The 13307-nt window shown below is 50.0% G+C and carries 11 protein-coding genes and 1 pseudogene; 11 read left to right on the top strand and 1 reads right to left on the bottom strand.

Annotation, left to right across the window (positions count from 1 at the left end; all coding sequences use genetic code 11):
- Positions 1 to 165 precede the first annotated feature (165 nt).
- The 11 genes and pseudogenes from sufC to EVJ22_RS02745 all read left to right on the top strand — a co-directional run bounded on the left by sufC (position 166) and on the right by EVJ22_RS02745 (position 11822).
- Entirely contained in the window at positions 166 to 927 is a 762-nt protein-coding gene (gene sufC, locus EVJ22_RS02790) for a Fe-S cluster assembly ATPase SufC (protein ID WP_131443294.1), read from the top strand.
- 12 nt (positions 928 to 939) lie between these two features.
- A complete protein-coding gene (gene sufD, locus EVJ22_RS02785; protein ID WP_131443104.1) occupies positions 940 to 2208 on the top strand; it encodes a Fe-S cluster assembly protein SufD in 1269 nt (422 codons plus the stop codon).
- Between the two features lies 1 nt (position 2209).
- Positions 2210 to 3430, top strand: a complete 1221-nt coding sequence (locus EVJ22_RS02780; protein ID WP_131443102.1) for a cysteine desulfurase — start codon at positions 2210 to 2212, stop codon at positions 3428 to 3430.
- Positions 3420 to 3854 (top strand): Fe-S cluster assembly sulfur transfer protein SufU, encoded by a 435-nt coding sequence (sufU, locus tag EVJ22_RS02775; protein ID WP_070328745.1) that lies wholly within the window; start codon positions 3420 to 3422, stop codon positions 3852 to 3854. The genes EVJ22_RS02780 and sufU overlap by 11 nt, the downstream gene beginning before the upstream one ends.
- Positions 3855 to 3873: 19 nt before the next feature.
- Positions 3874 to 5271, top strand: a complete 1398-nt coding sequence (gene sufB / locus EVJ22_RS02770) for a Fe-S cluster assembly protein SufB (protein WP_070328746.1) — start codon at positions 3874 to 3876, stop codon at positions 5269 to 5271.
- 149 nt (positions 5272 to 5420) lie between these two features.
- The gene (locus tag EVJ22_RS02765) at positions 5421 to 5795 is read left to right on the top strand and encodes a YciI family protein (protein ID WP_131441429.1); all 375 of its coding nucleotides are present in this window, start codon (positions 5421 to 5423) and stop codon (positions 5793 to 5795) included.
- Positions 5796 to 6179: 384 nt separating this feature from the next.
- Positions 6180 to 6332 (top strand): hypothetical protein, encoded by a 153-nt coding sequence (locus EVJ22_RS15445; RefSeq protein WP_016510087.1) that lies wholly within the window; start codon positions 6180 to 6182, stop codon positions 6330 to 6332.
- 6 nt (positions 6333 to 6338) lie between these two features.
- Positions 6339 to 6761, top strand: a pseudogene (locus EVJ22_RS15685) (DUF6678 family protein).
- Positions 6762 to 6896: 135 nt separating this feature from the next.
- Positions 6897 to 8243: a 3' terminal RNA ribose 2'-O-methyltransferase Hen1 gene (locus tag EVJ22_RS02755; RefSeq protein WP_131443100.1), complete on the top strand. Its 1347-nt coding sequence runs from the start codon at positions 6897 to 6899 to the stop codon at positions 8241 to 8243.
- Positions 8243 to 10837, top strand: a complete 2595-nt coding sequence (locus tag EVJ22_RS02750) for a polynucleotide kinase-phosphatase (protein WP_131443098.1) — start codon at positions 8243 to 8245, stop codon at positions 10835 to 10837. Before EVJ22_RS02755 ends, EVJ22_RS02750 begins: the two co-directional genes overlap by 1 nt.
- 13 nt (positions 10838 to 10850) lie before the next feature.
- Complete coding sequence (locus EVJ22_RS02745) at positions 10851 to 11822, top strand: L-lactate dehydrogenase (protein WP_131443097.1); 972 nt, start codon at positions 10851 to 10853, stop codon at positions 11820 to 11822.
- Between the two features lie 35 nt (positions 11823 to 11857).
- Here EVJ22_RS02745 and EVJ22_RS02740 read toward each other — a convergent pair whose 3' ends face one another.
- Positions 11858 to 13240 carry an alanine/glycine:cation symporter family protein gene (locus EVJ22_RS02740; protein WP_071397911.1) on the bottom strand — a complete coding sequence of 461 codons (1383 nt, stop codon included), beginning with the start codon at positions 13238 to 13240 and terminating at the stop codon, positions 11858 to 11860.
- Positions 13241 to 13307 lie beyond the last annotated feature (67 nt).

The raw sequence follows: 13307 nt of genomic DNA, 5'->3' as shown, positions 1-13307 counted from the left end.
ATTTCCCGATATTCTCATTCTCAACATTTATGTTTTATTGAGAATGAAATATAAGGTGAGTCGCTTGAAATAAAAAATTGCCTAGATTAAGATTAGAATATATCTAATCTACGCCAAAAATGGCGAGAAAACGGAAGGGGTATCCGAATGTCTAACGTACCACACATGAAAATTGATGACCTCCGCGTCTCAATCGAAGGAAAAGAGATCGTCAAAGGTCTTAATCTTGAAATTAAAGGTGGCGAAATTCACGCCATCATGGGTCCTAACGGGACTGGTAAATCAACACTCGCATCTGCCCTCATGGGTCATCCATTGTACGAAGTGACAGGAGGGAGCGTCGACTTGAACGGAGAAGACGTCCTCGAGATGGAAGTAAATGAACGTGCGCAAGCAGGCATGTTCCTCGCGATGCAGTATCCAGCTGAAATCAGCGGAGTCACAAACGCCGACTTCTTGCGCTCAGCGATCAACTCGCGCCGCGAAGAAGGCGAAGAAATCTCACTTATGAAATTCATCCGCGAACTTGATTCGAAGATGGGCGTTCTTGAAATCCCTTCAGAAATGGCACACCGCTATTTGAACGAAGGCTTCTCGGGCGGAGAGAAAAAACGTAACGAAATCCTTCAAATGATGATGATTAAACCGAACATCGCGATTCTTGATGAGATCGATTCAGGTCTTGATATCGATGCGCTCAAAGTCGTCGCTAAAGGTGTCAACGAAATGCGCACTGAAGAGTTCGGCTGCTTGATCATCACGCACTATCAGCGTCTCCTCAACTACATCGAGCCAGATTTCGTCCATATCATGATCGACGGTAAAATCGTCATGTCGGGCGGCAAAGAGCTCGCACAACGACTCGAAGCAGAAGGTTACGACTGGGTGAAGCAAGATCTTGGGATGACAGTAGACACAGAAGCGTAAGGGGGCTGTACGATGACCGTACAATTTGAATTAGATGCACAAGCAGTAGCGGCACGTGCAGAGGCGCTCGGTGGACCAGCATGGATGGTCAACCGACGTAAAGAAGCAGCAGAACTTGCGCCGACTCTCGCCTTGCCTAAAGTTGAAAAAATCAAGATTGATAAATGGGATTTCACAAGCGGAGACGTCGAGCTCGCGAAGCTTGACGGGTTGACGCCTGAAATCGAAGCATTGCTCGGAGACCACCGGACAAACGTGCTCGTTGAACGCAACGGTCATGTCGTCTATAACGAACTTACGATGCCAGAAGGCGTCTTGTTCATGGGAATCCAACAAGCGATGGAACAACATCCAGACCTCGTCGAGAAATACTTCATGACAGAAGGCGTTCGTATTGACGAAGATCGCTTGTCTGCCTTGAACGCAGCGCTCACGAACGGTGGGGCTTTCTTGTACGTCCCGAAAAACATGCAATTGAAAGACCCGCTTCAAGCCATCTTCACGATGGAACAAGCGAACGGTTCGTTGTACCACCATACGATCGTCGTCGCCGATGAAGGCAGTGAAGTGACGTATGTCGAAAGTTTCTTGTCGAACACGAATGAGCCGCACACGGTCAACGCCGTGACGGAAGTGTTCGTCGGAGCGAACGCGAAAGTCGTATTCGGTGGGGTCGACCAGCTCGCTGAGTCAGCACTCACGTTCATGAACCGCCGCGGTGTCGTCTACGAGAACGCTCACCTAGATTGGGCGCTCGGACATATGAACGACGGCAACACGCTCGTCGAGACGAAGACGCATCTCGTCGGAGACAACACGTACTCGAACACGAAAGCAGTCACGATCGGTCGTGGCGCGCAGAAGCAAAACTTTAACATCCGGACCGACCACTTCGGGAAGTCTTCGGAAGGGTTCATCTTGATCCACGGTGTTCAAAAAGACTCGGCAACAGCGATCTTCAGCGGGACATCGATGATTCATCACGGTGCCTCGAAGTCAAACGGTGTCCAAACGGAACGCGTTCTCATGTTGTCTGAAAAAGCACGGGGTGACGCCAACCCGATCCTCCTCATCGATGAGGATGACGTTATGGCCGGCCACGCCGCTTCAGTCGGACGCGTCGACGACATTCAGTTGTACTACTTGATGAGCCGCGGTCTGTCACGTAAAGAAGCAGAACGTTTAATCATTCACGGATTCTTGAACCCGGTCGTCGAGCAACTCGCGATCGAGTCGGTCAAAGACCGTCTCCGTGAAGTCATCGAAGGGAAAGTGCGTTAAGATGATTGATGCCTCGATTCGTAAACAGTTCCCGATTTTAGATCAGGAAATCAACGGCCATCCGCTCGTCTATCTCGACAGCGCGGCGAGCTCCCAAAAACCGCTTGCTGTCATCGAGGCGATCGAGGATTACTATCGCCGCATCCATTCGAACGTGCACCGTGGCGTCCATACGCTCGGCACGCACGCGACGGATGCGTATGAAGGGGCGCGGGAGCGTGTCCGTTCATTCATCAACGCCTCAGTACCGGAAGAGATCATCTTCACGCGTGGGACGACGACGGCGATCAACCTTGTCGCTTCCAGTTACGGGGACGCCAACGTCAGCGCGGGTGATGAGATCGTTCTCACACCGATGGAGCACCACGCGAACTTGATTCCGTGGCAACAGCTCGCCAAACGTACAGGCGCGAAACTCCGTTACGTCGAATTGACGCCAGACGGCCGAATCACGCTCGACGCGGTGAGGGAAGTGTTGTCGGACCGGACGAAGATCGTCGCCATGAGTCACGTCTCGAACGTGCTCGGCACGATCAATCCAGTCGCGGAAGTGGCGCAACTCGCCCACGAAAAAGGCGCGGTCATGGTCGTCGATGCGGCGCAAAGCGCGCCGCACCGGAAGCTTGACGTCCAAGCGCTCGATTGTGACTTCCTTGCCTTCTCTGGCCATAAGATGCTCGGTCCGACCGGGATCGGTGTCTTATACGGGAAGAAACAGCTGCTTAAAAACATGGAGCCGGTCGAGTTCGGCGGTGAGATGATCGATTACGTCGACTTGTATGAGTCGACGTGGAAAGATATCCCGTACCGCTTTGAAGCGGGAACGCCAATCATCGCCGGTGCGGTCGGTTTGGCTGCCGCCATCGACTTTTTAGAAGACCTTGGTCTCGAGAATGTCGAGGCGCACGAACGGGCGCTCGTGACGTACGCCATCGAACAGATGCGTACGATCGAAGGGATCGAGATCTTCGGTCCTGAGGAGCGCGTAGGGCTCGTCACGTTCAACTTGAACGATGTCCACGCCCACGACCTTGCGACCGTCTTGGATATGCAAGGGGTCGCGGTACGGGCCGGTCATCACTGTGCCCAACCGCTCATGCGCCTCCTGAAGCAATCATCGACTGCCCGAGCGAGCTTCTACTTGTATAACACACGAGATGAAGTCGATCGCTTCATCGAAGGGTTACGTCAAACGAAGGAGTATTTCAATTATGAGTTTTAACAATCTCGACATGTTGTACCGACAAGTCATCATGGATCATTATAAAAACCCAAGAAACCGTGGCGTCATCGAAGATGGCGTGACGATCGACTTGAACAACCCGACGTGCGGGGATTCACTCCGACTCCAACTTCAAGTCGAAGACGGAATCGTGAAAGATGCCAAGTTCGAAGGGGAAGGCTGTTCGATCAGTCTCGCCTCGGCATCGATGATGACCCAAATCGTAAAAGGCAAGTCTGTAGACGAAGCGCTCCAATTGGCTAACATCTTTTCACAGATGGTCCAAGGGAAAGACTACGATACAGACACGTTCGACCTAGGCGACATCGAAGCGTTGTCTGGTGTCTCAAAGTTTCCGGCTCGTATCAAGTGCGCCACGCTCGCGTGGAAAGCGCTTGAAAAGGGAGTCGACGAGGAAGCGTAAGTAGAAGGAGGAGACCGATATGGCGAAAAACATGCCAGACGTTGGCGATTATAAATATGGCTTCCATGATCGAGACATCTCGATTTTCCGTTCAGGCCGCGGCTTGACGAAAGAAATCGTTGAAACGATCTCGAACATGAAAGAAGAACCGGCATGGATGCTCGAGTTCCGTTTAAAATCACTCGAACAGTTCCGCAAGATGCCGATGCCGACATGGGGCGGCGATCTCACGTCACTTGATTTTGATGAGATCACGTACTACGTCAAACCGTCTGAGAAGACGGAACATTCATGGGACGAGGTACCTGAAGAAATCAAACGGACGTTTGATAAGCTCGGAATCCCGGAAGCGGAACAAAAATACTTGGCAGGTGTCTCGGCTCAGTACGAGTCAGAGGTCGTCTACCATAGTATGCAAGAAGACTTCGAAGAAAGAGGTGTCATCTTCAAAGATACGGACACTGCTTTGAAAGAAAACGAAGACTTGTTCCGTGAGTATTTCGGGAAATTGATCCCGCCGACGGACAACAAGTTCTCGGCACTCAACTCGGCCGTCTGGTCAGGTGGCTCGTTCATCTATGTGCCAAAAGGTGTGAAACTCGAGCAACCGCTCCAAGCCTACTTCCGCATCAACTCGGAAAACATGGGTCAATTCGAGCGGACGCTCATCATCGTCGACGAGGGCGCTTCGGTCCATTACGTCGAAGGATGTACGGCACCGGTCTACACGACGAACTCGCTTCACTCTGCTGTCGTCGAGATCTTCGTCAACAAAGACGCATACTGCCGCTATACGACGATCCAAAACTGGGCGAACAACGTCTATAACTTGGTCACGAAGCGTGCCGTCTGTGAAGCCGGCGCGTCGATGGAGTGGATCGATGGCAACATCGGATCGAAACTCACGATGAAGTACCCGGCCGTCATCTTAAAAGGTGAAGGCTCACGCGGGATGACGCTCTCGATCGCACTCGGCGGTAAAGGGCAGCACCAAGACGCTGGGGCGAAGATGATTCACCTCGCACCGAACACGTCGTCGTCGATCGTCTCGAAGTCGATTTCGAAACAAGGCGGAAAAGTCTCGTATCGCGGAATCGTCCACTTCGGCCGTAAGGCGAAAGGTGCCCGTTCGAACATCGAATGTGACACGCTCATCATGGACAACGAGTCGACGTCGGACACGATCCCGTACAACGAGATCTTGAACGACCAAGTCTCGCTCGAGCACGAAGCGAAAGTCTCGAAAGTGTCAGAAGAGCAGCTCTTCTACCTCATGAGCCGTGGTATCTCGGAAGAAGAAGCGACCGAGATGATCGTCATGGGCTTCATCGAGCCGTTCACGAAAGAATTGCCAATGGAATATGCGGTCGAAATGAACCGTCTCATCAAGTTTGAGATGGAAGGTTCGATCGGATAATCCTGAATAGATTGAGGAAGACGGTTGACATGAAATCATGTCGACCGTCTTTTTTGGATTGAACCCCTCTCGTTTCATAGGAGCTATTTCGACCTGAACTAGGGAATAAAGTAGTGAAACATATACTCGACCCGAGAGGAGAAGCGAACATGATGTTTTTGGTAACAGGCTATTTCAATGCTGAAAAAATGAATGAAAAGACGGACCATGAAATAGACCGAATCATGGCTACTTGTGAACCATACTTACATCAGTTTTATGCAAGTGAGCAGGTTGTATTAGATATTGAGCTTGAAGCGAGTGTGAAAGAAGTCAAGCGTCATGCTGATCAGATCAAGATAACGGATGGACCAGTCTTGGGGTCAAAGGAAGTAGTAGGAAGTACTTTTTTGATTGAAGCGGCGGACATAGAGGACGCGGTCAGAATTGCTTCCATCCATCCGACGACCCAAGTGCCCGAAGCGGAATCGTTAGGCTGGAGGATTGAAATTCGGCCGGTTCACTATTATTGGGAAAGAGAGTGAACGGTCTCGTCAAGTTTGAGATGTAACAATTGATTTAATAGTCCACTACCTTGACCAGCGAGCTTAGTTTCGCTGGTTTTTTGTATAATGAAATGAGGAGGCGATGACGTGACAAATCGATTTTCACTAGAGAGCAGAGGACTTGAGACATTCATGGGTCAGATGGTCGTGATTTGTCCACGTTGTGGGGGACGAGCGGACGTTATGGAGAAGGCTAATGAGGCACGCTTGAGCTGTTTTCAGTGCGGTTATCTACAAATGAAGCAGAGCGGTACGAAATACATCGGCGGAGCTTTCGATGTACATTTCAGATTGCCGCTCTATCTGCAAACTGGTTGTTGTGGTCATGTCCTATGGGCTTATAATCAGGAGCACCTCGCGTATATGAGACAGTACGTGGAAGCGAGTGTTCGGACAAGCGACGGCGCGAACCGCAGTATTGAGAGTCGCTTGCCCAAGTGGATGAAGCAAAAGCACAACCGTGAAGGTGTGTTGCGGGCAATCAAGCGCTTAGAACTCGCATGTGAGAAAGGATGAACAGCGATGGACCGACAAAAAGAGTTACAAGAAATAGAAGAGCGGCAATTGACATCGGTGATGAATGAGACGAGATGGAAGCGCCTCGGTCAAACAGTGAGCGCGACGTTACCGTATTTGCCGCCATATCAAATCAAATACTTAGGAGAAGATACGTTGTTTCCGAGTGAAGAATTGTCCCAATTCATAAATTTTAGATTGGGATGACATTTGGGTGGAGTCTTCTTTACGGTCGTTGAATGGATTCGATTGCGGTCGAAGATGTTGCTCTATAAAGGAGTCATCGTTGACCCAGACGTATGTGATATGACCGATGAACTTATAAACATCCTAAAGAAAGAGCGAATCCCATTCATCCAAAAAGGAGACATCATTCAAGTGTTTGGATATGTTCGGGATACAAGGATTTTTCAACGAAAAGAAAAGTAGAACCCTATATGAAAATCGTAAAGGTTGCGATTGGAATTAAGTCATTCAAGCACATGGGGAGTACGAAAGAATTCAAAAATATGGTATATTTGAATAAAATTGAACGAATAAGTTCGAAGAGAGTTAGGTGAAACGATGCAACTTTCCATCCAAGCCACAGGCAAGCACGTAGACGTGTTGTCCTACTTGCTTGCAAAAAACCCAAATAATATATACGAACGCAATGAAAACGGTCATCTCGTCCGTATGTTCTTCAACCGCTTTGAAGCTGAACATGTGGATGTCACATTTTTTGTGACGCCTGACCCGATTGAACTTTCACGCAACAACGCCGGACAATACGATATCACTTCATACATAAACGACCGGGAATTTGCCGTCAGCAGTATTTTTTGTTCATTATTACGAACAGCCCTCGGTACGGCACTAAACGGTAAACCAAAACCAGAATATGCGGAATGGGTCAATCATTCCTTTCCGTTAACTATATCTGTCGGCCCGATTGCGAGTGCGTTAAGTGATGACGCGATTCGTGATTTGTTTGAGCCGCTCGGTTACAAGGTCGGGTTCGCCTATAGCGAGGCAGGCTACGATTTCGATTTAACGAAAAAACAATCTGCTCGCATGCTACAACTGTCAGGCGTGACGACACTTCAATCGGCGTTGCGACAATTGTATGTCTTGATTCCTGTCATGGACAACTATAAGCATTATTTTATCGATCAAAAAGAAATTGAAAAACTCAAACGTTACGGGGAAGGGTGGTTAGATGATCATCCAGAGCGTACGTTTATTCTGAAACAAGCATTGCGCTTTAAAGAAGTATATCGTCTCGTTGAGGAAAAAGCGGCGACGAAGGCGCCAAAAGTCGATCGCCAGCGTTTGAACGATCTGCGCTATGAGGCAATCATCGAGAAAGTGAGCGCCTTACCAGAGCGTCGTGTCGTCATTGATATGGGTGCAGGAGAAGGGAAGCTTGCGAGCAAACTTGGGTTCGTTTCAGGGATTGAAACGATTTATGCGGTCGAACCGTCTGAGCGCGAGCGGCTTAAAGCACTAAAGCGTTATGAAAAAACTGCCGAGGATAAGCCATTCAATCAACCGATATCGATGTTTGGTTCGCTGTTTTACGTGGATGATCGATTACGCGGAGCGGACGTCTTAATTCTTTGTGAAGTAATCGAACATATTGACGAGGGGCGCATTCTTAAGATGATGGCGACACTTCTTGATACGTATCGACCGAAGACGCTCTTCGTGACGACACCGAATCGAGAGTATAACGAGGTGTATGGGCTCGATTCGTCATATCGACACCCGGATCATCGTTTTGAATGGACAAGATCAGAGTTTAGGTCTTTTTGTGAGGCGCAGGCAGAACTGTTCGGTTATACGTGTACGTTCAGTGGAATTGGCGACAGCCATCCGACGTTCGGAGAGCCGACACAACTCGCCGAGTTTACAAGAAAGCAGGTGTTATAATGCAGATTCAACTTCCACATGCGGGAATTATATTATTGGTCGGACCGTCAAATAGTGGGAAGTCGACATGGCTCAAACGATTGATTGAAAACGAAACGATTCTTCCGAGCGAAGTCGTCAGTTCTGACGATTATCGAAAGCTTGTCGGAGATGTCGAGCATATCGATTGGAAAGGACATCCGTCGGACGAAGCTGACGCGCTTTATGAAGCGTATCAAGATATCTCGACAGAGGCGTTTACCCTAATGACTTCGCTCATCGAAGCAAGAGCAAGGCTCAATAAATTGACGATTATCGACGCGACACACCTTTATGCGTCTGATCGTAAAAAATATATCGAACTGGCACGCCGATTGCATCAACCAGTCTATGCGCTCGTATTAGACATCGATCAAGTCACATTGCTCGAGCGTGATCAACAGCGTGATTTCCCACGTGGCGGCCGACGCGTGAAGCAACAAGTCCAAGTGTTCAATCGTGAGAAACGCTCGATGAAACGGGAAGGTTTCGATCAACTTCACATCGTTGCAGACGTTGAGAAAGTCGAACTTGTGCGCCCAATGGATAATCCGCTCCATATATCGGCGGATCATGGGATTGATGTGATCGGGGACATTCACGGATGTTTCGATGAGTTCATCGAGTTGCTCGGACGCTTAGGGTACAGTGAAAATGAGGAAGGACTGTACGTGCACCCAGAAGGACGAACATTTTTGTCGCTCGGTGATATTATGAGTCGGGGGCCGAAGTCACTTGAGACCATTCGTTTCTTTGTCCGTCATGTCGAAGCGGGCCTCGCCAACATGATTGATAGTAATCATGGTTGGAAAGTGTTGCGTTGGCTCGAAGGACGAAATGTCACGATGAAGCACGGGGATGAACTGTTCGTTGAAGAGTTCAACGTATTCGAAGAAGAGAATGGTGCAGAATTAACGGAGGCGCTTCGGTCTTCGATCAAACGGTTGCTAAAAAATGCACCCTCTCACTATGTCCTGACCAAACACGACATTCCGACAGCGGTCTGTGTGCATGCGGGTATTCGAGACGAGTTCATTGGGAAATCATCCCGAGATATTAGTGATTTTTGTCGCTACGGTGACAACGATGGATTCGATGATTCGGGTAAGCCGATTCGAAAAGATTGGACGGTGCAGCATCATTCGAAGATGTTGATCATTTGGGGGCACGATCCACGTCAACGTCCGCTTCGCCTTAATCAAACGATAAATATCGATCAAGGTGTTGTCTTCGGGGGAAACTTGACGGCGTTTCGTTACCCAGAACAAACATTCGTTCAAGTGGAAGCAAATCAGGACTATGCACAAGTGGATGACAATCCGCTCGTGACGCTAGAAGCAAAACGATTAGACCCGCCTAATATCGGGAAGTTTATGAATGGTTACACTGTTGAAACGGAAGCGTTCGGCGCGATTCATGTCTCGAAAGAAACAATCGAGCCGTCCATTGATCTCGTATCTCATCATACGGTCCCACTCGAAGAGCTCGTTTATATTCCACCAACGATGAGTCCGACACCGAAGCCGGCTGCTGAGGCCGGTTATCTCGAGCACCCAGATGAAGCGATTGCCTATTACCGAGAACATGGCATTACGCGGCTCATCGCTGAGAAGAAACATATGGGTAGTCGTGCTATTCTTCTTGTATTTAAAGATGAGGATGCCGCAGAGCGAACGATTGGTCGTCGGACGAAGGGAATCATCTATACGCGTTCGGGTAGACGGTTCTTTGAATCTGAGCAGGAGCTTGAAGTCGTCACGCGACTCCATCAGTCGTTGATATCACATGAATACTTTACTACGCATCAAACAGAGTTCGTCTTGCTTGACGCCGAAATATTGCCTTGGAATTTAAAAGCTAGAGATCTGATTCGTAATCAGTATGCGCATGTGGCGGAACAGGCGTTGCTCGATCGAGAACAATTGAAACATGCACTCGAGTCAGCGGTAGACCGCGTGGAAGGTGTTTGTGATTGGTACACTGAAGTGAATCAAAAGCTTGAACAAGCAGAGACGTTTAAGCAGGCGTTCCAAACGTATTGTTGGGATGTTGAAGACATCAATGCAATCAAAATCGCACCATTTCATGTTTTAGCACATAGTGAAGAAACATTTTTCGATAAGACGCATGAATGGCATATGGGTATGAATCAGAGGTTTGCTGACATGGACGAGTTATTTCTAGCGACCGAATATCGATTAATTGAAGATGCAGACACCGCAAACGATGTGATTGAATGGTGGAAAGCCATGACTGAAGAAGGTCATGAGGGGATTGTCATCAAGCCGGACCGATTCTTGACGCAAGTTGACGGAAAACTGATTCAACCTGCGATAAAAGTGCGGGGTCGCAAATACTTATCAATCATTTATGGAATGGATTATTTGGAACCCGAAAATTTGAAGCGTTTGAAAAAACGGAACGTTTCGAAAAAGCAAAAGTTGGCTTTACGTGAGTTTGCGCTCGGTATGGAAGGGATAAAGCGATTTGTTCATCGCGAGCCGCTTGAGCGTTATCATGAATGTGTTCTAGCGACGCTTGCGATGGAGGCCGAGCCTGTAGATCCACGATTATAAAAACGAGGGAGTCATGTATATGGAAACAATTGATCCAAAAGACATTACCCGCATCGCCGTCGTTGGCGCCGGCTGGGTCGGCATCAGTTTTGCTTACCAATTATCGATGGCGGCACTCTGTGAAGAGCTCGTCTTGATCGACTCGAACCACGCGAAAGCGGAAGGTGAGGCGATGGACTTGAACCACGGCATCTCGTTCGCACCGAGTCCGGTCCGGATTTGGGCAGGGGATTACACGGATTGCCGTGACGCCGACATCGTCATCATCACAGCAGGCGCCGCCCAAAAGCTCGGGCAGACACAGATGGACCTGGCGGGGCAAAACGCTATCGTCGTCCGTGACGTCACAGAACAAATCATGGCGAGCGGCTTTGACGGGATCATCGTCGTCGCGACGAACCCGGTCAATGTGATGGCCCACGTCGCCTGGAAAGCGTCCGGCTTGCCGAAACACCGCGTCATCGGCTCAGGGACGGTACTTGATACGGCACGTCTGCGTTATAAGCTCGGCGAATACTTCGACTTGTCGTCGCGTAACTGTCACGTCTACTATATGGGCGAACATGGTGCCGGTGGTTTCGTCGCTTGGGACAACGCCCGCATTTATGGCAAGTCGATGAAACAACTGCTCGCAGACAATGAGTCGTATCGCCAAGAGGACCTAGACGCCATCTATCAAGAAGTACGCGATGCGGCGAACCAGATCATCGGCTATAAGAGCGCGGCGTATTACGCGATCGGTCTTGGCCTGCTGCGCATCGTCCGCGCCATCGTCCGGAACGAAAATACGGTCGTGACGATCGGTGCCCATCTCGACGGTGAATACGGCGCCTCCGACCTCCATATCGGGGTACCTGCCTTGATCGACCGGAGCGGTATCAGTCAAATCATCGAGATCGACCTGACGGCTGAGGAGCAACAACAGTTCGACGCCTCGGTCGGACGGATTCGCCAGGCGATTGACAAAATCGAGACAAGTTCATAACAAAAACCCGGCTGCCAATGCAGCCGGGTTCGTTGTTACGACGCCTTTTTCTCGGCGACGTCTTTCTTGTAATACTTTTCAGACGAGAAGAATTCGGTCGTCAGTCGCTTCACTTCACCGCTTAGCATCAAGACGGCGATCATGTTCGGGATGAGGATCATCGCGAGCATGAAGTCAAGGAAGTTCCAGATCATCTGGGCGCCACCGATTGAACCAATGACGATCGATGCGATATAGACGACTTTCATCACTTTACCTGCCGTTAAACCGAATAAGTACTCGGCTTGGCGTGAGCCATAAAAGATGATGACGATGATCGTCGACAAGACGAAGAAGATGAGCGAGATCGTCACGAGCAGGCTGCCCGTATAACCGAAATATTCACGGAAAGCGATCGTCGTGAGTGCGGCCGGGTCGCTCATCGCGCCTTCGCGAGTCCAGACACCAGACGATAAGACGACGAACGCGGTCGTGCTACAGATGATGAGCGTGTCGATGACGATCCCGATGACGGCCCAGAAACCTTGGCGGACCGGGTGATCGGTCTGGGCGGCTGCGTGCGCAATCGGCGCCGTCCCGAGACCGGCCTCGTTCGAATAGAGTCCGCGGGCGAAACCCCAACGGATTGTCTCGGCAATGGCTGCCCCGGCGAATCCGCCGAGCGCGGCCATCGGTTGGAACGCGTACGAGAAGATGAGACCGAGAACGTCAGGGATTTGCGAGAAGTTCATCAAGACGATGATGAAACCGGCTCCGACGTACACGAGTGCCATCGCTGGAACAATGATTTCTGTTACTTTAGCGATTCGTTTCATGCCACCGAAGACGACGAGTGCGACGAGTCCGGCGACGATAATCCCGGTAATGAGCGTGTCGCCGTTGAACGTCTCACGGACGGCCGAGCTGACCGCGTTGCCTTGGACCATGATGCTCGGGATGAGCTCGATCATGAGGGCGAACGCGAACCATGAGGCGAGCCATTTCCACTTCAGCCCTTTGGCCATGTAGTAGACCGGGCCACCGACAAATTCGCCGGCTTCATTTTTCTCGCGGTAACGGACGGCGAGGACACTTTCCGAGAACTTAATGGCCATCCCGACGACGGCGATGACCCACATCCAGAAGATGGCGCCCGGTCCCCCGAACATGATCGCAGCCGGGACACCGATGATGTTGGCGGCACCGATCGTCGACGATAACGCCGACGTCAACGCCTGACGAGGACTGATGTCGCCTTCGCCTTTCGGTTTTTTAAAGACGCTTCCTAGCGTTTGTTGAACTATATAAAGCGGGTATCGGAATTGAAAGAATCCTAATTTGATGGTCAAGTATACACCTGATAACACGAGTAGGGAGATGATTGGGACTCCCCATAACCAATCTGAAAACGACGTCACGATATTCACAATCTGATCCACATCACCACTCCTAATCCAGTATTTTACTTATATAGTGTTACCTAAGCAGCGTCTCGCTAAACCTGTT

The sequence above is a fragment of the Exiguobacterium sp. SH0S7 genome, from assembly GCF_004337195.1.
GTDB lineage: Bacteria > Bacillota > Bacilli > Exiguobacteriales > Exiguobacteriaceae > Exiguobacterium > Exiguobacterium aurantiacum_A.
This window is presented reverse-complemented; position numbering and strand designations above follow the sequence as displayed.

Excerpts from the sequence above, each read along its gene's own strand:
- sufC (WP_131443294.1), top strand. The coding sequence starts at position 166 with ATGAAAATTGATGACCTCCGCGTCTCAATCGAAGGAAAAGAGATCGTC.
- sufD (WP_131443104.1), top strand. The coding sequence starts at position 940 with ATGACCGTACAATTTGAATTAGATGCACAAGCAGTAGCGGCACGTGCA.
- EVJ22_RS02780 (WP_131443102.1), top strand. The coding sequence starts at position 2,210 with ATGATTGATGCCTCGATTCGTAAACAGTTCCCGATTTTAGATCAGGAA.
- sufU (WP_070328745.1), top strand. The coding sequence starts at position 3,420 with ATGAGTTTTAACAATCTCGACATGTTGTACCGACAAGTCATCATGGAT.
- sufB (WP_070328746.1), top strand. The coding sequence starts at position 3,874 with ATGGCGAAAAACATGCCAGACGTTGGCGATTATAAATATGGCTTCCAT.
- EVJ22_RS02765 (WP_131441429.1), top strand. The coding sequence starts at position 5,421 with ATGATGTTTTTGGTAACAGGCTATTTCAATGCTGAAAAAATGAATGAA.
- EVJ22_RS15445 (WP_016510087.1), top strand. The coding sequence starts at position 6,180 with ATGAGACAGTACGTGGAAGCGAGTGTTCGGACAAGCGACGGCGCGAAC.
- EVJ22_RS02755 (WP_131443100.1), top strand. The coding sequence starts at position 6,897 with ATGCAACTTTCCATCCAAGCCACAGGCAAGCACGTAGACGTGTTGTCC.
- EVJ22_RS02750 (WP_131443098.1), top strand. The coding sequence starts at position 8,243 with ATGCAGATTCAACTTCCACATGCGGGAATTATATTATTGGTCGGACCG.
- EVJ22_RS02745 (WP_131443097.1), top strand. The coding sequence starts at position 10,851 with ATGTATATGGAAACAATTGATCCAAAAGACATTACCCGCATCGCCGTC.